Source organism: Chryseolinea sp. H1M3-3, assembly GCF_029360725.1.
GTDB lineage: Bacteria > Bacteroidota > Bacteroidia > Cytophagales > Cyclobacteriaceae > Chryseolinea.
The window spans coordinates 474,720-498,568 of record NZ_JARKMY010000002.1; the positions used below are offsets into that span (position 1 = coordinate 474,720).

A 23,849-nucleotide genomic window follows, 5' to 3' on the forward strand; every position below is an offset into this window, starting at 1 on the left:
TTTTGTGTTAATTACAGCCACAACCTCCGCCTGACTTCCCCCCGTTGCCTCCCGAGGCGCCCTCCCTGTACAGCTGAAAGCTATTCTCAGTCTTCTGTACTTTTCGCATGGATAGTTCCATCTCAGCGTCGTTCAGATACATTTTTTGATATTCCTTTACCGGCTTACAGCTGCTCAGCAGCAACAGAGCAAATCCGGTAAATACAATTAACTTTCTAGTTCTCATTTAAGTTGAATATTTTGGGAATGATGTATTTTATTAGCGTCGTCTACAATGATGCAGGCAATTGAATTTATTTGGTTGATAAGATCCAGGCCCACGCGCGTTCCCATAACCATAACTGGAGTCGCCATAGCATCGGATAATTCTGCATAAGGACTGATGATGGTAACACTTTTGATTCCGGTAACAGGGAAGCCAGTGCGTGGATCAATCGTGTGGGAGTACCGTTGTCCGCCAATCGTTACATACTTTTCGTAGTTGCCAGAAGTTGCTACGGCCATATTTGTAATGTTCACATAGCTAAATGGATTTTTTGTATCTGGATCTGCAATTCCGATTGTCCATGGTTTCCCATTTTGTTGATGACCCCAAGCTGACAAATCACCCGAGGCATTTACTATGCCGCTGGTTATTCCTTTGTCTTTTAAAATTTTTTTTGCCTGATCTGCAGCATATCCTTTTCCAATTCCTCCGAAGCCAATGCGCATACCCTTCTCCTTAAGAAAAACTGTTCCAGCCTCGTTGTCTAGAATAATGTTTTTGTAGTTGATAAGTCTGACGCTTTTTTTGGCAGTTTCTTTGTCTGGAAGAGAAGACATCTTTGTATCAAAATTCCATAACCGCTTGTCAATAGAACCGTAGGTAATATCGAAAGCACCGGAGGTAAGTTCCGAAATTCGAATGGAACGTTGGATTAATTCGAAAACTTCGCGATCGACTCTTACCGGTTGTATTCCGGCTTGAGCATTGATTTGATTGGTTTGACTTGCCGGATCGAACGTGGTAAATAATCGTTCTATTCTTTGCATTTCCGCTACGGCTGCATCAATGCTTTCACTCGCCTGTAATTCTGCTTCGGCAAGCACACTGATCTCAAACATATTACCCATTAACCGCAGCGCGCGTTTATAAAGGTTAGGCGAAATAGCCAACAAATTATTTTCCATTTCTGGACTGATCGATTTGTTTTATGAATTCCTGTGGAGATTCGTTGGAATATCCATCCCATGTTTTCACTACTTTACCATCTTCATTTAACAAGAGTGTTAAAGGAAATTTTCCACTCGAGTTATATTGCTCTGCAAGCTTTTCATTGTGAGCTTTTTGGTTAGCATCCAATTGATTTTTTTTCAATCTTGGAAAATCTGCCCTAACTAACACCAGGTTATCATTGGCATATTGAATGAATGTTTCCTGTTCAAATACTTCACGTTTCATTTTTATGCACGGCGCGCACCAGTCGGAGCCGGAAAAGTTCAGTAGAATAAATTTGTGGGATTGCTTCGCTTCTTGCTGAGCTCGATTAAAGTCGGTTTGCCAGGATGGTTGTGAAGTAAAGAAGATAGCGAGAAAGGCGAAGGCTAAGGTTTTCATAGTTTAGAATTTGTCTAAGGAAGCATCGAGCGCTTTTGGTAGAAACGAAACACTGTTTGAATTTATTTGATTCCAAATCATAAACATTTTGAGTAATTATTTTTTATGATAATCAATTGACAATTGTTAAGGCAATTCGTAAGTCATACAATGCCTCATTTTATTCTCTTATTCAAGGAGGCTCCGTTGTATCGTTTGTCGATGTACTTCCAACTTCTCAATTTGAACCTTTATTAATGTTTGGCGTAACGTCTATGCTTCTTCATGAAAAACGAAAACGGGATAATTCGCGATTTCACTAATGACCTTGATCACGCTTTTATGAAACATTTGAGAAATAAAATTCCTGTTTACTGTACATAGCGCCAGCACATCGTTTTCATTTCGGTGAATATAACTATGAATGCTGGGGGCGATGTCAGCCGAACGAATAGAATCAAAATTGATATCGATTCCTTCACTTTTAGCTTGTTCGGAGATGATGAACTGCAGGTCTTTCATCTCCTCAAGGACATCCTCACTTACGGCTTCTTCATTAACCTGCAAAACTGTTAACTCGCATTGTAAGGCTTTAATCCAAGGCAATAATTGTTTTAACGGAAGTTTTTGCTCACCTAAGTAATCATAAGCGTATACGATGCTCGTGATTTGACTAAAAGTACGGTCAGGTGGAATTAACAATACGGGGATATTGCATTTGCGAATAGCATGGTAGGTATTACTTCCTGTAAAGAATTCCACAAGGTTTTCCACACCGTGTGTACCCATCACGATTAAGTCATAATGAGAAGCGCGTTCAGCGATAGCGTCACTTAACAGGCTACCCGATTGAATGACATCCGTTTCACACGATATCTTAAAAAACTGCTGCACTTCCCGGCTGAGTTCTTCCAGTCTTTCGGAAACAACATTCATTACCAATTCCTTTTCAGCAGCCAGCGCAGGCGACTTAGCCGATTGAACATTTAGGAGTGTCAGCATTGAATCGCTTGCTTTTGTAAATTTCGCAGCATAAGCAATGGCGTTCTGAGCGGTGTCTGAAAAATCGGTGGGGCAGAGGATTTTTTTCATGTCTGTGGAATGTTTGAAGTGTTGATGTTCCGAGTGTTAAAGTTCCCTATTCAAAAAAGTTAAATATTAACTTAACCGATATCGATATACTTAATTTCTTTTTTCAGCTTGCTTTTTCTGCTTCTCTTGTTTCTTAAAATATCTTCGGAAAAGAAAATTTGATTTTAACGCTTCCATATTTTCATTAAACCTGTCTGTGCCCTGTTCTACGCTTTTGATACTTTTTTCCAGAGAATTTCTCATCGTCGTATCGGTTAATAGCATTCCTGCAGTTCCTTCTCCCTGTTTCATATTTTCAACAACTTTCTTTAAATCTTGCATCATTACAGAAGTTTGTTCGCTGGCTTTTTGTATCGTCGATAAGGATTGATTGAGTTGACTTACCATCACCGTATCTGTAAACAATGCAGATACTATTCCGTTTCCTTCTTCGAGACGCGTTACAATGTGTTCGGCATTACTTGTTAATCGCTCCGTATTGGATCCTGCTCTCCTGAAATTAGAAACGGTCATTTTCAAGTCTTGACTAATGGCAGTATCTGACAAAAGACTCCAGAGGCTATTGCTGTTGTTTAGCTTGAACGTGATTTGCCGCAGGTTATCTGTAATGCGTTCGATGTTGTTGTTTGTTGTATTTAAGGTTCGCAGCATTTCATCCGTTTCTACCGGTTTAACTGAAAGTATAACATCACCTTCTTGAACAGGTTTTGATTCGCCCGGTTTCGAATTGATATTTATTAATTTATTGCCCATCAAACCATCTGTTCCGATTGATGCCACAGCATTTTGTTTAATAAAAGATCGCATTTTTGAATCTATCGTCATGTTGACATAAATCGCGGTATCATTGATGATATCGATGGACTTTACAGTACCAACATCTATTCCTTTAAACCGAACGTTGTTACCAGGAACCAGACCATTTACATTTGAAACGATTGCCTTAACGGTAAATGTTGAGCCTAAAAGATTTCGGTTCTTGCTCAGCATGTAAAGCATAAAAACTAGAAAGACTATTCCTGCGAGGACGAATAAGCCAAGTTGAACGTTATGTAGTTTTTTTGTTTTCATAATGTATGGCAGTTCACCTTATTTTAAAATATCCGCCGGGGTAATTGCGTCGTTTATACTGTTAAAAAGAACTCATGAATTTTAGGATCATCATAATGCTGTAAGTTGGCGTATGTATCTTCCGCATATCGTTTTCCCTCAATAAGCATAATCACGCTGTTAGAAGTTATGTTAATGCAATTCATATCGTGAGAAATGATAATGGATGTGGCATTATATTTCTTCTGTACCTGCAATATCAAATGGCTTATTTCCCGCGCGGTAATTGGATCTAACCCTGTGGTGGGTTCATCGTACAAAATAATCTGTGGCTGAAGAATAAGGGTGCGTGCCAATGCAATACGCTTTCTCATCCCGCCCGAAAGCTCGGAGGGCATCATGTCAACGGTGTGGCTGAGCCCGACGTCTTCAAGAACTTCCATTACTGCCTGCTCAGCACCTTTTACGCGCTGTTCTTTATTCCAGTGCCTGCGCAACGGAAACTCTAGGTTTTCCCTGACAGTCATCGAATCATACAACGCATTGCTCTGAAAAAGAAAGCCAATCCGGGCACGCAGTTTATCCAGCTCATCGGAATCGTATTTGGAAATATCTTCTCCGAAAATCTTTATCGTACCTTCATCTGGCGTTATCAGACTGATGACGCATTTAATAAGTACCGATTTTCCCGAACCGGACTTACCAAGAATCACCAAATTTTTTCCCGCTGGTACTTTCATTGAAAAGTTTCTTAAAACATGATTGTCACCGAAGGATTTGGAAAGATTTTCTATTTCAATAACAGGAGCGTCCATCCTTCGTATTAAGTTAGGTTTAATAAATCTGATATCTGTACCGCTATCAAATCAATGATAAACACAAGTAGCGATGAAAGCACGACAGCTGCATTGGCAGCTCTGCCCACGCCTTCCGTTCCATATTTCGTGTTGTATCCTTTATAACATCCAATAATTCCGATAGCAAATCCGAAGAAGAAAGTCTTAATTAAGGAGGGTACCGCATCGCCAAAGCTGAGGGCATTGAATACTTGTGTCCAGTATAAATACCAGCTTACATGCCCGCGGATATTCACACCGATGTATCCCCCATACAATGCGATTGCATTTGACAGATTTGATAAAACAGGTAGCATTAAGGTTGCAGCTGCAACGCGTGTTACCACCAGATATTTAAAAGGATTGGTTCCAGACACGTCCATCGCGTCTATCTGCTCGGTTACCCGCATGGATCCTAATTCGGCTCCCATTCCGGAACCTATTTTTCCGGCGCAAATCAGTGCAGTAATAACGGGCGAAATTTCTCGGATCAACGACACAGACACCATCGATGGTAAAAGAGATTCAGCCCCAAACTCTACTAAGGTTGGCCTGGATTGAATTGTAAGTACCAGGCCCATGATCAGGGCGGTGATACCTACCAGCGGTAATGATTTGTATCCAATCCAATAACACTGACGGAAAAATTCCTCGTATTCCTGCCGTGGTTTAGTGATCTCCCTAAAAAAACGTCCGGTAAAGCGGGCGATATCACCCATTTCATCTAGAAATTTAAAACGTTTTAATAGTGACCCTTTCATGTAATCAGTTTATCCTTCAGTTACCCGAAATTCAGATAGATAAGAAACTTTTCCCTTGATGATAGTCAATGAAGTTCCTGATAATTGTCATACTTGCAGCACAGGATGCACCCGCAAACTCCTAAACATGTACCTTTGGTAACTAATGCTATAACATGGAAAATGAGATTCAGGAAGGTTATCATTCATCCAGTAGCTGGATGCTGCGATTTGAGAAATATTTGCCTGAGATAGTCTATGGATCTATGGATGGGATCGTTACCACGTTTGCAGTAGTGGCGGGTTCGGCGGGGGCTGATCTTTCCATTAAGGTGATTTTAATATTGGGTGTTTCAAACTTATTGGCCGATGGACTTTCCATGTCTATAGGAAGTTACCTGTCCAAAAAATCCGAGCAGGACAATTATAACAAACACCTGCGCATTGAGGAATGGGAAATTGAAAACATGCCGGACATAGAACGACAGGAAGTAATTGATATCTATAAAGCTAAAGGTTTTGAAGGCCTGGAATTAGAAATGGTTGTTAACCGAATCACATCCAATAAGCAAGTATGGATTGACACCATGATGAAGGATGAGCTTGGGCTCACAGTAGAAAAAAAATCTCCTTTTCGTGCGGGCCTTTCGACATTACTGTCCTTTATTGTTGCCGGCGGATTACCATTGGTAGTATACATTCTGGCTTACGCGGGAAAGTTAGCACTTGAACCGTTCCTTCTTTCCTCCATCGTAACCCTCATGGCCTTTATTGTCATCGGTTATATCAAGACATATGTTACCCAAATTGGGTTAATGAGAAGCATATTGGAGACGTTGGTCCTAGGCGCATCAGCAGCAACGGCAGCTTATTTATTGGGCGATTACCTTGAAAAAATATTGACTTCACCTTAAGAATGTTCAAGTTGAAAATGTTTCTTATTTTCTTCTGTTACAGTTTTATTCGCTTCTTTAATAAGAGGCGCGGAGGAAATGGCTTGTGACGAGTTGTTACTGGTATATTCAATAGCGGTCACTTCCATTTTTAGCCATGTAAAATCGCCCTGTTTTAATTTCCAGGTAACCTCACTTTTGTTCGCGATACGTATGCCATTAAATTCCCGGTAACCAGTTACCCGTATGGACCATGTCTCCAAAATGAATAAGTCATTAAAGTCTCCATATCTTTTTCCTTCGAATCCGACTACATCACCATTTTTGTCAAAGGAAAATAAACCCGATGCAACGTCTTTACCGTTTTGCAGGATGGCACGTGCGCTTGCATCACTCACGTATTCCCACCGGATGAATTCACTCAATGCCACGCTTGGGCACCACATGATTTCCGCCAGGTAACGCATCCAGGTTCCCTGATCAATTTCTTTGCCCTGGCTATTGGCAATTGGGATCACATTCATGGCTTTAATGAACATGTTTCCATGCCCATTCGTTAATTTATCACACCCGCTAATTGTAAAAAAATTATCAGAATTAATGGTTGTTTTCCAAACAAAGCCTGGTGTGTCCGTTGTAATAAATTGTTCAGCGTCCATCTTCATCCACGAAGCCTGTGGTTTTGAACGCATCATTCCCTTTTGATATAAATGGACAAGCGGAGGTTTTACTTTACCGATTATGTTTGAACGGATTAGCCATTTTTGAACGACAGGAGGTAGGTATTGAATATGGTTCAGCGTAACTGTAGGACTACTGGTATTCGGCTGAGCAGATAACAAACTTTTGATCTCATGGTCAACGCGACGGTCGAATTGCTGCTGAAAGTATGACAACAGTACTGGGATCAGCAAGACAATATTTATAGCTGTTCCATATTTTGCATCATTCCAATAAAGGATGATAAGGGATTGTGAAATAACCAGGCAGCATGCACTAAGTGTCCACCACCATTGTTTCTTTTGATAATACAAATACAGCGAGAACATTAGTCCAATACTTGTAAGCAACCAGCCCAGGCCCACTGCTTTTGACCCAAAAGTGCTCAGGGAAATCATGGCACGGCCATCGAACGATTTGGCTATAGGCAATTTCCATTCTCCGGCAAATGCTAGGAAGTGTACTAATCCATGAATAAAAAACAAAAAATTAAAAATAAAGCGCATCATTTTAATCTTTAATTGAATAAGTCCAGACCGGGCATTGAACGTGATTGACAACATTTTCTGTTATGCTGCCTGTTAGCCAATGAACTAGTCCCTTTCGACTGTGGGTTGGCATAAATATAAGGCCGGCCTGTATTTCACGGGCGAACCGTAGAATTCCTTCTTGTTCAGAGTGATCGTTTCGAACATTTAAAGAATAATCATGGAAATGGTGATGCTCTGCAAATTCCTGTAGATCTTCCATTGCTTCATCATCCGACTTAAAAATATGCGGGGTGTTAATCCAGAGAATTTGAAGTTTTGCGTGAAAGAAATTTTGAATTGCTTTTACCTCATGGATAAAATTATTAGCCCGTTGCGTTGGTACAACTGGAAAAACTATGTTATCGATGGAGTCGAATTGAGAGCCGAGTGGTACAGCCACTACGGGAACAGTTGAGTAACGAACAATCTTTTCTGTATTAGAACCCACGAAAAACTCTTTAAGACCGCTGGCGCCGTGCGTGCCCATGACAATTAAGTCAATTTTTTTTTCTGCCACATAGGTCTCTATACTCTGCGTGAGTGTTCCAATATCTATTTTAAAAGTAATGGTAGCGTCTGGTGAGGCATATTCGTTTTTTAGCAGTACGAATTTTTCATTCAGTTGTTCTTCCAATTTCTGCATGAATACACCGCTAAAGGCCGCCGTATGAGATAACTCTGACGTTGCGTTATTCATGTACGTGTTATCGACGACATACAGCACATAGATTTCTCCTTTGTTCTTTGCTACCATATTCGCTGCAAACTTAAAGGCTTCCCGCGCGGTGGAAGAGAAATCACATGGAACAAGAATTTTCTTCATGGCTTTTCTTTTTTTCTCAAAGATTGGGGGAACGGAAGATGTTTTTAATGAGTATAGTCAAATCACCAACTGACTTTTATCAACTTCCACATGCGCAAAATGTATGTGAAGTTGATAACGATCAGTGCATTGCCGTTTGCACTGCTTTACATTTGTAACATGAACAAAAGAACACGCTATACGAGGTTGGGAAAATTCTTTGGCGTTTTTTTCCTCTTGCTTATTGTCCATCATTTTGTAATTCGACCCTGGATGTTGGATTGGGGCGCACCGAAAAAAATCGAGAAGTTAACATTGAGCGGAGACCGATTTATTAATGGACGATCGCATACCCGTGCCGTGCTAATCCACACCACGCCTGATAAAATCTGGCCATGGCTGGTACAAATGGGTCAGGAACGCGGAGGAATGTACAGTTACACGTGGTTAGAAAACATTGTTCTGGCAGACATGAAAAATACGTATGTCATCAGACCGGAATTTCAAAAACCGAGAATGCAGGGTGATACCATATGGCTAGCTAACAAGCGTCGTTACAAGGGAAAGGGCCACCAAATATTCGCTGAGGTAATTCCGGAAAAATCAGTCATTATGGTCGGTGATCAGGATTATATGAGGATTCAAAATGGGCAAACAGCAACAGGAGCCTGGAGTTTTTATCTCGTTCCTCAAGACGAGGAGTCAACCTGGCTAATTGCACGCTCGACAGAAGACGAGACAATTGGTAAAAGAGTGTTGCGCTATTTTACCTATGAAATTCCGCATTTCATTATGGAACAAAAAATGCTGAGGACGGTCAAACGACTTTCCGAAGCGTAAATATGTCAGCAACGAACCCGCGCCATTGGAGGAACATTGATTAAACTACTGATGTAAATCATATCCAGTATTGAATTCGGTCATTCCATTGCAGAGCCTGCAGAGATATTTTTATATCTCAATTCCCTACTATGATATTTGAACATGATGTTGATATCAGCAGCCGGAAACATGCTGCGCTTTTGCTGAGCGATAAGCTGATGCGCCATAAAAACACTGACGCGCAGGTTATCGCGATTCCTTTTGGTGGTGTTCCCATTGGATTTTGTCTCGCCGATCATTTAAATCTTGATTTTTATGTCATGCCTTGTCGCATGATCTCTCGGCCCGGTAAGGTATTAAAGTCTATTGGGTCAATCAGTGTTGATGATGTATACATCCACGACGATATATTGGATGTCCCTCAGAACTATCTATATCATCAAATCCAAACACTGAAAAGCAATATTGCCGACGAATTCAATGTTTATAACGCCATTCAACCGAAGGGTGATTTCGCCGATAAAACTGTTATTATCGTTGATGATGTTATTTTGAATAGCGATGCTGTAATGGCCTTATTGAAGGGTATTCAAAAACAAAATCCTGCTAAGATCATTTTTTCCGTTGCATTTATCACAGACGAAGCGCTTTGTGATATTACCAGGGAAGTAGATGAGGTTGTCTTTTTGTACAAGGATCGAAACGTTCAGCGAATTTGTAACATGGCTGCTGCTTTCCCTAAAGTAAAAAAGGAGGATGTGAAAAGCATGCTGCTGGAATCAGTTTCTGAAATCGCTGTTTAATGGAGCCGACAGCATCCTCTGGAAATAACAACAATGTACATGTTAGTTATTACGTGGTAAACGGAATAACCATGTATAGGCTGGTATCTGCTCCCTTTTACTTTTGCTGGCTTGGAATGGATCGTTAGATTGGTTTCGGTGGCTTGTGGGTTTAAGTTTTTTTACAGATGCTATAGACGGACCGTTGTCCAGAAAATTCAAGGTAACCAGTGTTTTTGGTGCGCGTCTGGATTCTGTTGCCGATGATGCTACGGTGTTTATTTCCATTATTGCGCTCTGGATAATTTATCCCGAATTTATGATTCGTGAATGGATCGCCATTGCCTGTGTTTTTCTTTTATTCGGTATCCAGACCGTTGCGGCTTTAGTTGCCTACAAAAGAATTACGAGTTTTCACACCTACATGGCCAAGACCGCAGCAGTAGCTCAGGCAGCTTTTTTTATTTTGATGTTTTTTCAATGGGGACCAATACACCTGGCTTTCTATGGTGCCATCGTCATCACAGGACTTCAATTAATAGAAGAAATCATTTTGGTCGTTCTATTACCTACGTGGAAAGCAGATGTCAGGGGGCTTTATTGGGTGTTGAAGAATAAGAAATAAATGCTAGGCGACGGATACGCCAATCAATTTTCCAATGCCGAACGTTATCGCTGCTGCCGCCAATCCAAATAACACTTGTCTTAATCCCGAATACCAAACATTTTTCCCTGTAAATAATGTAATGGCTGCACCAATCAAAAACAGACCAGCAGCGCTAAGTAATGTGCTAAGTGCAATAGCCTTCATTCCGTTGATAAACATGAAGGGTAAGACCGGAATGACAGCGCCAATGGCAAAAAGTATAAAAGAGTAAATGGCTGCTTCAATTGCCGAGCCTTTTAAATCCTCAACATCAATTCCAAGTTCCTCTTTCACCAATATGTCGTGGGCCTCATTCTTATTACTCATAACATCCTTTGCGATTTTATTGGCCTGATCTTCTGGTATACCTTTAGCCATGTAAATCAACGCAATTTCTTTTTCCTCAGCCTCAGGGTTGGTTTCCAATTCCTCCATTTCTATTTGCATTTGATTTTCATACAACTCTTGCGAGCTCTTAACCGAAATCCATTCTCCCAATGCCATTGAAAGTGATCCCGCTAATAACCCTGCAATTCCGGCTAATAAAACTCCTTCCTGATTGCTCGCCGCTCCCGCTACACCCATAACCAAACTAAAATTTGAAATCAAGCCATCATTGCCGCCAAGAACGGCTGCCCTGATCGCATTCCCGCCAACGGAACGATGCCTGCTTTCAAATTTGGAGATTTGAGCGCCAGTTACGTTCTTTTCTTTTTCAAGTATCGCGCGGAGAATTTTTACATGCGTCGATTCTGTTCCCGTGAGTTTTTGGTTTTTTGCCTGTTTCTGATTGATCATAGCATTCGAAATGCTCTTTTCGGTATCCATTAAAGTACCCAACACATAATTGTATCCGAATATCTTTCCAATAGAATTTATGGTTTTTGCGCGCCAGGAAGGCTGCATTGATTCTTTTAAGCTGATGTTCTCTTTTTTGGCAAAGGCTTCCGCATGACTTTTTTCAATGTTGCTCATTTGCCGGAAAACATTGGCCATCGTCTCATCGGTCTCATGTTCGGCGAGTTTTTGATAAAGAAACCCTGCGTCTATTTCAGTTTGTATGTTTCGATTTTTCATAATTGTGTTGAGTTCGGCATGACGATATTATGGTTTGGGAACTGTTAAAAAGTAAACGATTACACATAACGTAACAGTTGCTGTGACTAAAAGGGCAACCATTGAATTGAAGTGAAACCAAAGCAGGCCCGTCAGAGAACTTGCCAACAGGGTGCAAATACTTTGGAGTCCAGTGTACGTTCCGATGGCAGTCGCCGTGTCTTTTTTGTCGGTGATGTTAGAAATCCATGCTTTTGAAATTCCTTCGGTTGCAGCAGCATAGACCCCATAAAGAAAGAACAGTCCAAAGAATATATACAAGTTGGTGTTGAAGGCCATACCCAAATATACCAGGGTAAATATGGCGAGCCCTATAATAAAAATCACTTTTAATCCACTGCGGTCAGCAACAATACCTATTGGGAAAGCGCATAAAGCAAAAATGAGATTGTAGAAAATATATACACCTATCACCTGGGTATCTGAAATGCCTGCTTCTCTTGCTTTCAGTAGAAGAAAAACATCCGAACTATTAAACAACGTAAATATCAGGAGCCCGATAACTAACTTTCGGTACACCTTAGGACTATCATTCCAATAATGGAGAAATGAAAAAAAAGGAGTTGATACTTTCGACTTTTGCTCAAAAGATTTTTTGTCCTTTATCAGCAACGATGCAAAAACAGCAAACACACCGGGGATAAACGCAATAAAAAAAAGTGCCTTGTATTCTTCAGGATAAAAGTACAAATAGGCCAGCGCTAACGAGGGTCCCAACACAGCGCCAACGGTATCCATAGAACGATGAAAGCCGAAGATCTTACCCTTTGTGTCGGTCGTGGCTTCGTCGGAAAGTAAGGCATCTCTGGCTCCTGTTCTTATTCCTTTTCCAAAACGGTCAAGGGTCCTCGCGAAAAATATCCAAATGGGATAAGTAAATATCGCCATCATCGGTTTAGAAATCGCACTGAATGCGTAACCGACTTGAACAAAGGGCACACGCTTTCGTGTAGTGTCAGACAATTTTCCAAAATATCCTTTGCTTAAACCTGCGGTGGCTTCTGCGACACCTTCGAGTACCCCGATAAGTACAACGGAGAACCCGATGGATTTAAGATAGAGCGGCATGATAGGATAAAGCATCTCACTGGCTGTATCGGTCAGCAGACTAATAATTGATAGAATCCAGATCGTTCGGGTAATATATTTCACAGTGGCTGTTGGATTTCTGATTGCCGGCTTTCATCGAGTGATTGAGAAACTCCTTTGCGCCATATCGCGAATGTAAATAATCATCGTTTCTCAAATAGCTGATTGAAGTCAGATTTATCCTTGATTCAAATCATAGCAATGGTGCATGATCATCCTTTCCTTTGGGATGTTTAAGTAAGGTCTTATCCAACTTCGGGTTGTCAGATTCAATACACATATGAAGCTACTCATCATTTACTTTTCTTTCTCGGGCAACAATGAAATGCTCGTTGATGATCTCAAAAAAAGATTAGGATGCGAAGCGGTAAAAATCATTGAATCCAAAAAAAGAAAGGATATGACAATTTTGTTTGATGTGATGTTCAATCGAACACCCCGCATCAATAATATCGGGAAGAATTTGGAGGAGTATGATCATATTATTTTAATAGCGCCAATATGGGCTGGAAAAATTGCTTCTCCCCTGAAATCGCTTCTTCTTTTGGAAAAAGAAAACATTCATGACTATTCATTCATTTGTGTTTGCTCCGGCGTTGAAAATCAGAAGGAGAAAATACAGACACAGCTGACCAACTTACTTCGAAAAAAACCAGTCATCGTTACAGAGCTTTGGATAAATGATTTGTTGCCCGCTGATCAAAAAAATAAAATCAAGTATGTGACGCCATACAGGTTACAACCAAAAGATTTTGTAGTTTTTGCTCCTGAAATAGAAAAATATATTACGGTTGTATCCAAACAATTCAAATATATTTGACCTGCATCTCTTTCACCCGGTTTATCTGATGAAGGAAATGAATCGAATGCTGACTATTTCAGCGCAATACAGTCAATTAACTCGCTGCTATGCTTAACGCTATTATTAATTTCTCGATTCATAATAAGCTGTTGGTTGGGTTATTTATACTTATTCTGATTGCGTGGGGAAGTTATTCTGTTACACAGCTTCCCATTGACGCAGTACCCGATATAACAAACAATCAGGTCTTAGTTCTGACTTCTGCCCCGTCCCAGGCTGCATTGGATATCGAACGTTTGGTAACATTTCCGGTTGAGCAGACCATGGCTACCATTCCGGGCATCGAGGAGATTCGTTCATTTTCACGGTTTGGATTGTCAGTTGTTACTATTGTATTTTCTGATGCAACGGATGTGTACTGGGCACGGCAGCAAGTAAGCGAGCGGCTAACAGAAGCCAAAAAACAAATACCACCTGGCGTCGGCACACCGGAAATAGCTCCCGTCACGACTGGGCTGGGCGAAATCTATCAATACGTTATCGAAGTGAAGCCCGGCTATGAAAAGCAATATTCTATCATGGAATTGAGAACGATCCAGGATTGGATTGTACGAAGGCAATTGTTAGGTACCAAGGGAGTGGCAGATGTAAGTAGCTTCGGCGGATACCTGAAGCAATATGAGGTTGCCCTTAACCCGGAAAAATTGCGTAGCCTCAATCTGTCGGTGAGTGAAGTTTTCCGGGCACTGGAGGCGAATAATCAGAACACAGGGGGCGCATACATCGAAAAAAGTACGAGTGCCTATTTTATTCGAAGTGAAGGACTCATTCAGTCGGAAGAAGATATTAGCAACATCGTCGTACGGAATTTGGAGTCGGGCGTACCGCTGCTAATCCGCGACGTAGCAACGATAAAGCTAGGTCACGCGATACGCTACGGGGCAATGACCGAAAATGGAAAAGGTGAAACGGTTGGAGCGGTAGTGATGATGTTAAAAGGAGCGAACTCTTCGGAAGTTATTGCAAATGTGAAAGACAGGATTGAACAAATCAAAACCACGATGCCTGAAGGAGTAACCATTGAACCTTTTCTGGATCGAACCAAGCTGGTTAACAACGCCATTGCAACCGTAACTAAAAACCTTGCAGAAGGTGCGCTGATCGTCATTCTTGTTCTCGTTTTGTTATTGGGAAATCTTCGTGCCGGTCTGGTGGTCGCGTCGGTGATACCACTGGCTATGTTATTTGCCATAAGTATGATGAACTTGTTTGGAGTTTCCGGCAACCTGATGAGTTTAGGGGCAATTGATTTTGGACTAATCGTAGACGGCGCCGTTATTATTGTCGAAGCTACATTGTTTCATATTGCTTCTTCCAATTTTAAAGTAAGGCTTTCGCAGGCACAAATGGATGAAGAAGTTAAGATATCGGCGAAAAAAATGATGAGTGCTGCGGCATTCGGTCAGATCATTATTCTCATTGTGTACCTACCGATTCTGTCCCTGGTAGGTATCGAAGGAAAAATGTTTAAACCCATGGCACAGACCGTAATTTTTGCCATCATGGGAGCGTTCATCTTATCACTTACGTATGTGCCGTTAGCATCCACGCTTTTTCTGAGTAGGAATCCTGTTCACAAAAAGAATATTTCAGACAGGATCATTGATAAGCTGCATAAGTACTATGAACCGTTGTTGAAATGGTCATTGAACAAGCGGGTCGTCATCATCGGTGCTTCTGTTGTGTTGCTTACCGTCAGTCTTTATATTTTTTCGACCCTTGGCGGCGAATTTCTACCTGAGCTGGATGAGGGAGATTTTGCGGTGGATACCCGCATTCTTACCGGCAGCAGTTTGACATCTACCGTTGAGGCTACACTGCGTGGTGAGGAAGTATTGCTAAAACATTTCCCTGAAGTTGAAAAGGTAATTGGAAAAATCGGTTCCGGAGAAATTCCTACTGATCCCATGCCCATTGAAGCGGCTGACATGATGGTAGTGATGAAGGACAAGTCGGAATGGGTAAGCGCGAAAACCAAAGATGAATTAATTGGAAAAATGCAAAAGGTATTAAGCGAAAATGTTCCTGGCGTTTGGTTTGGGTTTCAGCATCCGATTCAAATGCGGTTTAATGAACTGATGACCGGCGCCCGTCAGGATGTCGTTGTAAAAGTATATGGTGAGGATCTTGATGAACTAACGCATTATGCTGCTGCAATCGGGAAACTTGTTGCCAACATCGAGGGAACGGAGAGCCTTTTTATAGAAAATATTACAGGGCTTCCACAGATCATCATCCGGATGAAACGGGAACAGCTTTCTAGGTATGGACTTACTATTCAGCAGGTGAATGAAACCATTAATACCGCGATGGCGGGTCAAAGTGCAGGATTGTTGTTTGAAGGTGAAAAACGGTTCGATATTACCGTAAGGCTTGACATTGCGAACCGGAAATCCATTGACGACGTGCGCAATCTTTATATCACTACCAATGACGGCCGCCATCTGCCATTAACGCAAGTGGCAGAGGTAACAATGGAAGCTGGTCCGAATCAAATTCAACGCGACGATGCCAAGCGAAGAATTGTTGTAGGATTCAATACACGGGGCAGAGATGTAGAAAGCATTGTGAATGAATTGCAGCGCAAGGTGCAGAGCAGTCTGAGCTTTGCACCCGGTTATTATGTGACTTATGGCGGGGCGTTCCAAAATTTGCAAGAAGCCACCGCCAGATTAACTATAGCCGTTCCGGTAGCACTCATTCTTATTTTTATTCTTCTGTATTTTACATTTGGGTCAGTGAAGCAAGGCCTTCTGATTTTTACAGCCATTCCCCTTTCAGCTATCGGCGGTATCTTGGCTTTGTGGTTGAGGTCAATGCCTTTCAGCATCTCCGCAGGTATTGGTTTTATTGCGCTTTTTGGTGTCGCAGTATTGAACGGCATCGTACTCATCGCTGAATTTAATCGCTTAAGAAAAGAGGGAATCAGCGACCTTCGTGAAATTATTATGAAAGGAACTTCAACTCGTTTACGTCCCGTGCTCATGACGGCTACTGTAGCGTCGTTGGGTTTCTTGCCAATGGCGCTTTCGCACGGCAGCGGTGCTGAAGTGCAGAAGCCGTTAGCGACCGTCGTGATCGGTGGTTTAATCAGTGCAACGTTATTGACACTGGTTGTTCTCCCGGTATTATATTTTGCAGTGGAAAAATTTATAATGAAATCGAAGCATCAGGAAATTAATTAAGAAATCATGAATATTTCCCAAACAAACTTCTCTTCTGTGACCGTTATAACTGCCAGGCAATGAAAAAGTTTCTGATATTATTATTGCTATATAGCTGCTTCATATTTTCGGCGGTAGCTCAGCAGGCAGCGCCAACAGTAAATGAAGTGATAGCCCTGGCGTTAGAAAAAAATCCCGCGGTGCAAGCCGCTTCACTGGATGTGAAAACAAGATCCGCTTTAAAACGCACAGCGCTGGATATCCCAAAGACCGAGGTGTCATTGCTTTACGGACAGTATAACAGTGTTCAAAAAAAAGATAACAACATTACCATCAGCCAAAGCATTCCATTTCCTACACTTTTAGGCCGGCAGCATACGCTAAATAGTATGGAGGTTAGGCACTCGGAATTGCAAGAGACTATTACACGGAATGAAACGATTTTTCAGGTAAAGCAAACGGTAAATCAATTGCTTTACTTCAAAGCCAGGGAGCAAGCCTTGTTAAAACAAGATTCATTGCTGGTACATTTAGTAAGAATTGCCGATGTACAATATAGAACCGGTGAGGGTACCTTGCTTGGTAAAACTACAGCCGAAACCCAGTTGGTTGAAATGAAAAATCAGCTTCACCGAAATGCGGCGGATATTCAAACCACAATCCGACACCTACAGCTGCTAACGCAGTCTCCTGAAATCAAAGATGTAACTGGTGTGTTGGAGACTTTCGTGACGGATTTTCAAATTGACTCTGTCGATGCATTGGAAAACCCGAATATCATTTTAGCAAAACAGAATGTTTTGATTGCTGATCAACAAAGGAAGGTTGAAGCGGCGCGCATGCTACCAGATTTGCGCTTCGGATATTTTAATCAAACCTTAATTGGTTTTCAGAATATAGAAGGCCAGGAAATTTATTATGGATCGGATAAAAGATTTCAGGGTTTCCAGGTGGGTCTATCTTTTCCGTTATGGTTTGCGCCTCACACATCGAAAGTGAAGGCAGCGAATCTTGCAGCACAGTCTGCAGAGAAGCAAGCAGAGGCCTCTCAGTTACATATCACACAACAGTACTCCCAGGCTATTCAGGAATTAAACAAAAACAAAAACAGCTTGACGTATCTGCGAAGCTCTGCGCTCATTACAGCTGACCTCATTTCCAAACAAAGCAGAAGATCTTTTGAAAGCGGCGAACTGGATTATAGCACGTTGCTGCAAAACTTGCGGCAGGTTTTATCCATCCGCGAGCAATATTTATTAGCACTATATGAATATAACAATAGTATCGTCACCCTGCAGTACCTTAACGGCAATAAATAAATGAGAAATGTTATTCTGATAACGATCGCAGCTTTCCTATTCGTATCGTGCGGACAAAATCAAAGTGAGCCACCCACAGAAAGTGTTGAGTCGGCCTCCACGGATATTATTACGTTAACGCCTGATCAATACAAAGCAGCAAATATTGGGATCGGGAAGATTGAGCGTAAGGCAATTGGGACAATGCTGCACGTAAATGGTATGCTGGATGTTCCTCCTCAAAATCTTGTTACCATCTCGGCGCCGATGGGAGGTTTCGTGAAATCCACGAAATTACTTCAGGGAATGAAAGTAAAGAAAGGTGAGCTCTTAGTCTCTTTAGAAAACCAGGAGTACATACAGTTGCAGCAGGACTACCTTGATAATAAAAGCAAACTTGAATATCTGGAAAGCGAATACCAACGTCAACAGGAACTCGCAAAAGAAAATGTAAACTCACAAAAAACAGTACAACAAGCAAAGTCACAATTTCAAAGTGCCCAGGCAATCGTTAAAGGGCTGGAGGCAAAACTTGGCATGATCAATATCTCACCGGGGTCTTTAACGCAGGATAATATCAGATCTACCATTCATCTTTATGCACCGCTGAACGGGTATGTTACAGTTGTTAATGTAAACATCGGACAGTTTGTAAATGCAGCCGACGTTATCTTCAAGATTGTAAATCTGGAACATCTGCATGCAGAATTGCAGGTGTTTGAACGCGATATACACACGCTCAAGATCGGTCAAAAAGTAACTTTTAAACTGGCCAACGAAAACAATAACCGCACGGCTACTGTACATTTGATCGGGAAGGAAATAAGTCCTGAGCGAACAGTACGCGTTCATTGCCATCTCGATAAGGAAGATGAGAATTTGTTACCTGGAATGTATATTACTGCCAGCATCGAAAGCGAAACAGCGGACGCAGAGGTATTACCGGCTGACGCGGTTGTAAGCTTCGAAGGAGACGACTTTGTATTTGTGCAGGAAACGAATAACAAATTCAAAATGACGAAAGTAAAAACAGGTAAAAGCGCCGGCGAGTATGTGGCTGTTGAATTTCCCGAAGGTTATGATAAAGCATCGCCCGTCGTCACCCGTGGGGCGTTCAATTTGCTGGGCATGCTAAAGAACACACAAGACGAGTAAGCCGAAAGGGCTCAGCAAATACTGCAGCCAAGACCGCGCTGAAAGTTAAAGTTTAACGCTTTACATCGCCCGCTCGATAAACCCAAACAGATTTTCCTTATATTCTGTAAAAGCATTGTTGAACGATTCAAGTTCTTGCATGATGGCATCATGCTCTTTAAAGTATTCTGTTTTCGTTTCGTCCTTTGTTTGAAGCATGTCTGCGAGCCTGGTTTCATGATCACGGAGTTTTTTTCGCAGATCGACGATTAACTCATTCTTATAGTAGATCAATAAGTTCTGGAAATGGTCAATTTGCTTTTTGTCCTCAACGGCTGTGAATTTGGACGCGTATTGATCCAGTAGCTTTTGGAAAAAGTTAAATTCCCGCTGCCATAGCAGTGTAGCGGAGAGCCAGTTAAGTGTCCTTCGATGTTTCTCCAATAAGGATGGTTGAAGAATGTAGTTGGTGGTAACTGATGCAGCAGAGATCATATAAGTATATTTTTAATGTAAAGCTACTGAATCTCAATTTCGTGAATCCTGACAATTATAAGAGCATGAAATGATTATTATCATATCATCATTTCTTTCAAAATCTGACTTTAATCAATTCTGTTGCTGACGCCAATCATGGGGAAACGAGGCTTATAAAAATAGTTTTGTGTACCACACTGATAACGTGGGAATATCTATGAGCGACTACAGCATACCTTTTAGTAATTTGACAATGGCCAACCTGGCCCAAGTCGGTGGGAAAAACGCTTCGTTAGGCGAAATGATCCAAAACTTAACGCAGCTGGGCGTGCAGGTTCCTGATGGATACGCTATTACCGTGAAAGCTTACACGGAATTTTTAGAGTTCAACAAAATTGATGAGCCATTACAGAAGACTTTGGATGAACTGGATCGCAAAAATCTATCTAATCTGGCAGACATTGCGCAACGTTGTCGGGATTTGATCAAAAGGTCCGACTTCCCAGATCACGTTAAGGAAGCAATTGCCAAAGCACATGAAGCGTTGATACAAAAGACCGGTCAGCAAAACTTGTCTTTTGCAGTTCGAAGCAGTGCAACCGCAGAAGATTCGCCGACAGCAAGTTTTGCAGGTCAGCATGAATCATTTCTCAATATCCATGGTGTTGACCAGGTACTTGAATCTGTTCGTTCTTGTTATGCATCTGTGTTTAATGATCGTGCTATTAAATACCGAATGGACAATAATTTCGCTGACATGCAAGTTGGGTTATCCGTGGGTGTGCAAATTATGGTACGCTCGGATCGAGGTAGCGCAGGCGTTGCGTTTACAATTGAGCCGGAAAATGGCAACGAAAATTTGATCTATATCACGGGTGCCTGGGGCCTCGGCGAAAGTGTTGTGCAAGGCGCCGTGAATACGGATGAATTTTATGTCTTTAAACCAGCGCTGGCCGCTGGCAAAGAGGGATTGATCTTCAGGCAGCTGGGAAGCAAGCAGCAGATGCTTATTTATGGGAACGCTAGCAACGGTAAAAGCACGGTTTGGGAAGAAACAACGCCTTCGCAACGGGATCAGTATGTGCTGACAGATGTTGAAGTGAATAAGGTCGGCTCTTGGTGTGCCGAAATCGAAAAGCATTATGGTTTGCCCATGGACATTGAGTGGGCGAAGGATGGAATTACGCACCAGCTTTATATTGTCCAGGCGCGTCCGGAGACTGTTCATGGAAGGCAGAAGAAATTGTCTGTAAAAGAATATTCTTTAGAAACGACAGCGCTCCCGATTCTTTCCGGAAAAGCTGTGGGCAGCAGCATAGTTTCCGGAAAAGTACGGATAGTAAAGTCACTCGCCGATGGCAATAAAGTAGAACATGGCGATATCATCGTTGCAGACATCACCAATCCCGATTGGAACGCACTTTTGAAGCGGGCAATCTGCATTGTTACAAATAAGGGCGGACGAACAAGTCATGCTTCCATTATTGCAAGGGAATTAGGCATTTCTGCTGTCGTCGGAACGATGAATGCCACGGAAATTCTTAACGATGGCCAGGTCGTTACCGTATCGTGTGCCAGTGGTGATGTTGGCGTCGTCTACAACGGTAAGTTAGAATGGCAGGAAAAGGAAACGCCTGTTCGCATTTTGGCGGATATTCATACCAAGCCCATGTTTATTCTTTCTGATCCGCAAAAAGCATTGTATTTGGCAACGTATCCTAATGATGGTGTTGGTCTTTTAAGAATGGAATTTACCATTAGCAATAGTTTGCAGATCCACCCTATGGCGTTGGTAAAATTTGATTCGTTGCCCAATACAACAGAGAAAAAACAAATTGAAGCGTTAACACGCCACTACAAGGACAAAAAACAATTTTTCATAGACAAACTTGCGGAGTCCATAGGCCTGGTGGCGGCGGCATTTTATCCGAAACAAGTGATTGTGCGCATGAGTGATTTCAAAACAAATGAGTATGCTAAATTGTTGGGTGGAAAAATGTTTGAACCCCACGAAGAAAATCCAATGTTAGGGTTTAGGGGCGCAAGCCGTTATTATAACGAACGGTATCGCGAAGGTTTTGGATTAGAATGCGCTGCCATTCGAAAAGTGAGAGAGGACATGCTGTTGACAAATGTGAAAGTTATGATTCCATTCTGTCGCACACTAGAGGAGGGGAGAAAGGTTATAGAAGTTATGAAATCCTTTGGCCTGCAACGCGACAAAGATGGACTTGAAATATATGTCATGGCTGAAATCCCAAGCAACATTTTACTTGCAAAGCAATTTGCGGAATTATTTGATGGTTTTTCAATAGGCTCAAACGACCTTACACAGCTAACGTTGGGGCTGGATCGTGACTCAGAAATTGTAAGCGATATTTTCGATGAAAACAATGATGCAGTGAAATTTCAGATCAGGCACTTAATTGACCGTGCGCATGAACAAGGTGTCAAAGTTGGATTGTGTGGTCAGGCACCGAGTGACTACCCTGAATTTGCTGCCTTTCTTGTTCAGCATGGGATTGACTCCATCTCTTTCAACCCAGACGCAATTATCAAAGGCATCGAGAACATCGCCGCAGCAGAAATAATGGTTCAACACACAGTTGACATACCATAAGTTAACTAACTGCAAATACCTTTAACATCTAAAACTTCAACACCTCAACACTTCACATATGAATACCGATAATCGCGAATTCTTCGAGCAACTTGGAAACTTATTTTATTCTCTGGCCTTAGACCGTTCAATAGATCCAATTGAATATTCCGAATTAAAAATGCTGATAAGCAAAGACTGGATGTCTCAACCTCAGGACTCCGATATGCCCATCCCCGAAAATGTTCACCTCATGTTTGTGGAAATGGATGCTTTACAGACAACAAATGTTTCGTCAGCCGATGCATACAATAGCTTCGCACGATATTATGCTACACATCCGGAAGCATTTACACAAGAATTGGTGGAAAGAATTCAAGAAACAGCAACCTCAATCAATTCTTTTTTTCCTGCGCATAATCCTTATAGGAAAAATCACCTGGGTGATTTGCTTATATTGCTTCGGAACAAGACCAATATCCCCAATTATTAGGCGCCATAGCTCCATACTTATAATACACAGATGAGGATTCAAACGATAGTGCCAGGTCCTGATACTTCTATTTTGCGTATACTTCAATATATCGTTTTCGGATCAATCATTTTGTATTTTGGAAAAGATGTCTTCATCCCTATTAGCTTTGCTTTACTGATAAGTTTTGTTTTACATCCGGTTTGTGCGTGGATGGAGAAAAAAGGAATAGGAAGACTGACTGCTATTTTAATAGCGCTAAGTTTGTTGATAATCGCAGGTCTCCTTCTCGTTGCATTATTGATTTATCAGTTCGCTAGTTTCCTAAACGAACTACCTGCTCTTCAGGAAAAACTTTCAAAGTCTATAGAAGATCTGAGCGTAATGCTCGTAAATGTTTTTGGAATTTCCCTCGAACGCCAAAGAGAATGGGTCGCAAAATTAACTAATCAATCCGGCTCGGGCATTCTTTCTATAATTCGAAATGCGATTGCCACTTCCGCATTTTCAGCAGTACTGTTAGTAATCATTCCGGTCTATTCAGCGCTGATCCTATATTATAGACAGCACTGGATGAAGATTGTTCAAAGACTGTTCCCGAAGGAAAACAAAGAAAGCCTGCACGAGATTATTTCTCAGACGGTTAATACTTATTATAATTTTATAAAGGGCATGGCCATCGTATACCTCGTTGTTGGCATTTTAAATAGCATTGGATTATTGTTGTTGGGAATACCTCACGCTTTACTTTTCGGGTTTATAGCTTCCGTACTCACGTTCATACCGTACGTTGGAATAATGGTTGGTTCCCTCTTGCCGATAGCCATCGCGTGGATTACCTATGATTCAATTTGGTATCCTGTGGGGATTATTGCGATTTTTGCATTTATTCAATACCTGGAGGCCAATGTTATTTTTCCCTTCGCCGTGAGCAACAGGCTTAATGTAAATACGCTGGTGATGCTCATCGCGGTTTTTGTCGGAGGTATTCTTTGGGGACTAGCCGGAATGATTTTGTTTGTTCCTTTTCTGGGTATCGCTAAACTCATTGCAGATCACAACCCGAAATGGAAGACGATTTCCATGATGCTGGGAATGAACGATAAGTAACAAGTGTCGTTATACGCTACGCAACGTGACGATCCGATG

23 protein-coding genes are annotated in these 23,849 nt (G+C 41.6%); 11 read left to right on the plus strand and 12 right to left on the minus strand.

The annotated features are described in order from the left end of the window. Positions 1 to 7: 7 nt before the first annotated feature. The 7 genes from P2W71_RS09540 to P2W71_RS09570 all read right to left on the minus strand — a co-directional run bounded on the left by P2W71_RS09540 (position 8) and on the right by P2W71_RS09570 (position 5,315). Positions 8 to 226, minus strand: a complete 219-nt coding sequence (locus P2W71_RS09540; protein ID WP_276370151.1) for a DUF4266 domain-containing protein — start codon at positions 224 to 226, stop codon at positions 8 to 10. Further along, positions 223 to 1,170, minus strand: coding sequence for an FAD:protein FMN transferase (locus P2W71_RS09545; RefSeq protein WP_276370154.1), 948 nt, complete (start codon positions 1,168 to 1,170; stop codon positions 223 to 225). Before P2W71_RS09545 ends, P2W71_RS09540 begins: the two co-directional genes overlap by 4 nt. Then, positions 1,160 to 1,597 carry a thioredoxin family protein gene (locus P2W71_RS09550; RefSeq protein WP_276370156.1) on the minus strand — a complete coding sequence of 146 codons (438 nt, stop codon included), beginning with the start codon at positions 1,595 to 1,597 and terminating at the stop codon, positions 1,160 to 1,162. The genes P2W71_RS09545 and P2W71_RS09550 overlap by 11 nt, the downstream gene beginning before the upstream one ends. Positions 1,598 to 1,849: 252 nt before the next feature. Beyond that, entirely contained in the window at positions 1,850 to 2,668 is an 819-nt protein-coding gene (locus P2W71_RS09555) for a universal stress protein (RefSeq protein WP_276370159.1), read from the minus strand. A gap of 90 nt (positions 2,669 to 2,758) precedes the next feature. Further along, positions 2,759 to 3,739: an MlaD family protein gene (locus P2W71_RS09560; protein ID WP_276370161.1), complete on the minus strand. Its 981-nt coding sequence runs from the start codon at positions 3,737 to 3,739 to the stop codon at positions 2,759 to 2,761. 53 nt (positions 3,740 to 3,792) lie between these two features. Continuing rightward, the gene (locus tag P2W71_RS09565; protein ID WP_276370163.1) at positions 3,793 to 4,533 is read right to left on the minus strand and encodes an ATP-binding cassette domain-containing protein; all 741 of its coding nucleotides are present in this window, start codon (positions 4,531 to 4,533) and stop codon (positions 3,793 to 3,795) included. A gap of 8 nt (positions 4,534 to 4,541) precedes the next feature. After that, entirely contained in the window at positions 4,542 to 5,315 is a 774-nt protein-coding gene (locus tag P2W71_RS09570) for an ABC transporter permease (RefSeq protein WP_276370165.1), read from the minus strand. A 155-nt stretch (positions 5,316 to 5,470) separates the two neighbouring features. Here P2W71_RS09570 and P2W71_RS09575 point away from each other — a divergent pair, with 155 nt between their 5' ends. Further along, positions 5,471 to 6,208: a VIT1/CCC1 transporter family protein gene (locus tag P2W71_RS09575; RefSeq protein WP_276370167.1), complete on the plus strand. Its 738-nt coding sequence runs from the start codon at positions 5,471 to 5,473 to the stop codon at positions 6,206 to 6,208. Here P2W71_RS09575 and P2W71_RS09580 read toward each other — a convergent pair. Then, positions 6,205 to 7,416: a DUF6544 family protein gene (locus tag P2W71_RS09580; protein WP_276370170.1), complete on the minus strand. Its 1,212-nt coding sequence runs from the start codon at positions 7,414 to 7,416 to the stop codon at positions 6,205 to 6,207. The genes P2W71_RS09575 and P2W71_RS09580 overlap by 4 nt on opposite strands. A gap of 1 nt (position 7,417) precedes the next feature. Further along, positions 7,418 to 8,260 carry a universal stress protein gene (locus P2W71_RS09585; protein WP_276370172.1) on the minus strand — a complete coding sequence of 281 codons (843 nt, stop codon included), beginning with the start codon at positions 8,258 to 8,260 and terminating at the stop codon, positions 7,418 to 7,420. Positions 8,261 to 8,419: 159 nt separating this feature from the next. Between P2W71_RS09585 and P2W71_RS09590 the strand changes: the two genes are divergently transcribed. The 3 genes from P2W71_RS09590 to P2W71_RS09600 all read left to right on the plus strand — a co-directional run bounded on the left by P2W71_RS09590 (position 8,420) and on the right by P2W71_RS09600 (position 10,468). Further along, positions 8,420 to 9,079, plus strand: coding sequence for a hypothetical protein (locus tag P2W71_RS09590; protein WP_276370174.1), 660 nt, complete (start codon positions 8,420 to 8,422; stop codon positions 9,077 to 9,079). A gap of 131 nt (positions 9,080 to 9,210) precedes the next feature. Next, the gene (locus P2W71_RS09595; RefSeq protein ID WP_276370177.1) at positions 9,211 to 9,864 is read left to right on the plus strand and encodes a phosphoribosyltransferase family protein; all 654 of its coding nucleotides are present in this window, start codon (positions 9,211 to 9,213) and stop codon (positions 9,862 to 9,864) included. Between the two features lie 103 nt (positions 9,865 to 9,967). Further along, positions 9,968 to 10,468, plus strand: coding sequence for a CDP-alcohol phosphatidyltransferase family protein (locus P2W71_RS09600; RefSeq protein ID WP_276370180.1), 501 nt, complete (start codon positions 9,968 to 9,970; stop codon positions 10,466 to 10,468). Positions 10,469 to 10,471: 3 nt separating this feature from the next. On the opposite strand, the gene P2W71_RS09605 is transcribed toward P2W71_RS09600, so the two are convergent. Together P2W71_RS09605 and P2W71_RS09610 are read right to left on the minus strand one after the other, a co-directional pair. Then, entirely contained in the window at positions 10,472 to 11,566 is a 1,095-nt protein-coding gene (locus P2W71_RS09605; protein ID WP_276370182.1) for a VIT1/CCC1 transporter family protein, read from the minus strand. A gap of 27 nt (positions 11,567 to 11,593) precedes the next feature. Beyond that, on the minus strand, positions 11,594 to 12,757 hold the full coding sequence (locus tag P2W71_RS09610; RefSeq protein WP_276370184.1) for an MFS transporter: 1,164 nt from the start codon (positions 12,755 to 12,757) through the stop codon (positions 11,594 to 11,596). Between the two features lie 217 nt (positions 12,758 to 12,974). Here P2W71_RS09610 and P2W71_RS09615 point away from each other — a divergent pair, with 217 nt between their 5' ends. From P2W71_RS09615 to P2W71_RS09630, 4 genes are all read left to right on the plus strand, one after another. After that, the gene (locus tag P2W71_RS09615; protein WP_276370186.1) at positions 12,975 to 13,514 is read left to right on the plus strand and encodes an NAD(P)H-dependent oxidoreductase; all 540 of its coding nucleotides are present in this window, start codon (positions 12,975 to 12,977) and stop codon (positions 13,512 to 13,514) included. Between the two features lie 89 nt (positions 13,515 to 13,603). Further along, the gene (locus P2W71_RS09620; protein WP_276370188.1) at positions 13,604 to 16,741 is read left to right on the plus strand and encodes a CusA/CzcA family heavy metal efflux RND transporter; all 3,138 of its coding nucleotides are present in this window, start codon (positions 13,604 to 13,606) and stop codon (positions 16,739 to 16,741) included. 59 nt (positions 16,742 to 16,800) lie between these two features. Further along, positions 16,801 to 18,039: a TolC family protein gene (locus P2W71_RS09625; protein ID WP_276370191.1), complete on the plus strand. Its 1,239-nt coding sequence runs from the start codon at positions 16,801 to 16,803 to the stop codon at positions 18,037 to 18,039. Then, positions 18,040 to 19,173: an efflux RND transporter periplasmic adaptor subunit gene (locus tag P2W71_RS09630; protein WP_276370193.1), complete on the plus strand. Its 1,134-nt coding sequence runs from the start codon at positions 18,040 to 18,042 to the stop codon at positions 19,171 to 19,173. It abuts the gene before it with no gap. Positions 19,174 to 19,233: 60 nt separating this feature from the next. Here P2W71_RS09630 and P2W71_RS09635 read toward each other — a convergent pair whose 3' ends face one another. Continuing rightward, positions 19,234 to 19,647, minus strand: coding sequence for a hypothetical protein (locus tag P2W71_RS09635; RefSeq protein WP_276370195.1), 414 nt, complete (start codon positions 19,645 to 19,647; stop codon positions 19,234 to 19,236). A gap of 199 nt (positions 19,648 to 19,846) precedes the next feature. Between P2W71_RS09635 and ppsA the strand changes: the two genes are divergently transcribed. Genes ppsA through P2W71_RS09650 form a run of 3 tightly spaced genes read left to right on the plus strand, consistent with a single transcriptional unit; the run spans position 19,847 to position 23,810 of the window. Then, entirely contained in the window at positions 19,847 to 22,249 is a 2,403-nt protein-coding gene (ppsA, locus tag P2W71_RS09640; protein ID WP_276370197.1) for a phosphoenolpyruvate synthase, read from the plus strand. Between the two features lie 58 nt (positions 22,250 to 22,307). Then, on the plus strand, positions 22,308 to 22,721 hold the full coding sequence (locus P2W71_RS09645; protein ID WP_276370199.1) for a hypothetical protein: 414 nt from the start codon (positions 22,308 to 22,310) through the stop codon (positions 22,719 to 22,721). Between the two features lie 30 nt (positions 22,722 to 22,751). Further along, positions 22,752 to 23,810 (plus strand): AI-2E family transporter, encoded by a 1,059-nt coding sequence (locus P2W71_RS09650; protein WP_276370201.1) that lies wholly within the window; start codon positions 22,752 to 22,754, stop codon positions 23,808 to 23,810. The last annotated feature ends 39 nt before the right edge of the window (positions 23,811 to 23,849 follow it).

Coding starts and splice junctions, on each gene's coding strand:
- P2W71_RS09540 (WP_276370151.1), bottom strand. CDS start 226: ATGAGAACTAGAAAGTTAATTGTATTTACCGGATTTGCTCTGTTGCTG.
- P2W71_RS09545 (WP_276370154.1), bottom strand. CDS start 1,170: ATGGAAAATAATTTGTTGGCTATTTCGCCTAACCTTTATAAACGCGCG.
- P2W71_RS09550 (WP_276370156.1), bottom strand. CDS start 1,597: ATGAAAACCTTAGCCTTCGCCTTTCTCGCTATCTTCTTTACTTCACAA.
- P2W71_RS09555 (WP_276370159.1), bottom strand. CDS start 2,668: ATGAAAAAAATCCTCTGCCCCACCGATTTTTCAGACACCGCTCAGAAC.
- P2W71_RS09560 (WP_276370161.1), bottom strand. CDS start 3,739: ATGAAAACAAAAAAACTACATAACGTTCAACTTGGCTTATTCGTCCTC.
- P2W71_RS09565 (WP_276370163.1), bottom strand. CDS start 4,533: ATGGACGCTCCTGTTATTGAAATAGAAAATCTTTCCAAATCCTTCGGT.
- P2W71_RS09570 (WP_276370165.1), bottom strand. CDS start 5,315: ATGAAAGGGTCACTATTAAAACGTTTTAAATTTCTAGATGAAATGGGT.
- P2W71_RS09575 (WP_276370167.1), top strand. CDS start 5,471: ATGGAAAATGAGATTCAGGAAGGTTATCATTCATCCAGTAGCTGGATG.
- P2W71_RS09580 (WP_276370170.1), bottom strand. CDS start 7,416: ATGATGCGCTTTATTTTTAATTTTTTGTTTTTTATTCATGGATTAGTA.
- P2W71_RS09585 (WP_276370172.1), bottom strand. CDS start 8,260: ATGAAGAAAATTCTTGTTCCATGTGATTTCTCTTCCACCGCGCGGGAA.
- P2W71_RS09590 (WP_276370174.1), top strand. CDS start 8,420: ATGAACAAAAGAACACGCTATACGAGGTTGGGAAAATTCTTTGGCGTT.
- P2W71_RS09595 (WP_276370177.1), top strand. CDS start 9,211: ATGATATTTGAACATGATGTTGATATCAGCAGCCGGAAACATGCTGCG.
- P2W71_RS09605 (WP_276370182.1), bottom strand. CDS start 11,566: ATGAAAAATCGAAACATACAAACTGAAATAGACGCAGGGTTTCTTTAT.
- P2W71_RS09615 (WP_276370186.1), top strand. CDS start 12,975: ATGAAGCTACTCATCATTTACTTTTCTTTCTCGGGCAACAATGAAATG.
- P2W71_RS09620 (WP_276370188.1), top strand. CDS start 13,604: ATGCTTAACGCTATTATTAATTTCTCGATTCATAATAAGCTGTTGGTT.
- P2W71_RS09625 (WP_276370191.1), top strand. CDS start 16,801: ATGAAAAAGTTTCTGATATTATTATTGCTATATAGCTGCTTCATATTT.
- P2W71_RS09630 (WP_276370193.1), top strand. CDS start 18,040: ATGAGAAATGTTATTCTGATAACGATCGCAGCTTTCCTATTCGTATCG.
- P2W71_RS09635 (WP_276370195.1), bottom strand. CDS start 19,647: ATGATCTCTGCTGCATCAGTTACCACCAACTACATTCTTCAACCATCC.
- ppsA (WP_276370197.1), top strand. CDS start 19,847: ATGAGCGACTACAGCATACCTTTTAGTAATTTGACAATGGCCAACCTG.
- P2W71_RS09645 (WP_276370199.1), top strand. CDS start 22,308: ATGAATACCGATAATCGCGAATTCTTCGAGCAACTTGGAAACTTATTT.
- P2W71_RS09650 (WP_276370201.1), top strand. CDS start 22,752: ATGAGGATTCAAACGATAGTGCCAGGTCCTGATACTTCTATTTTGCGT.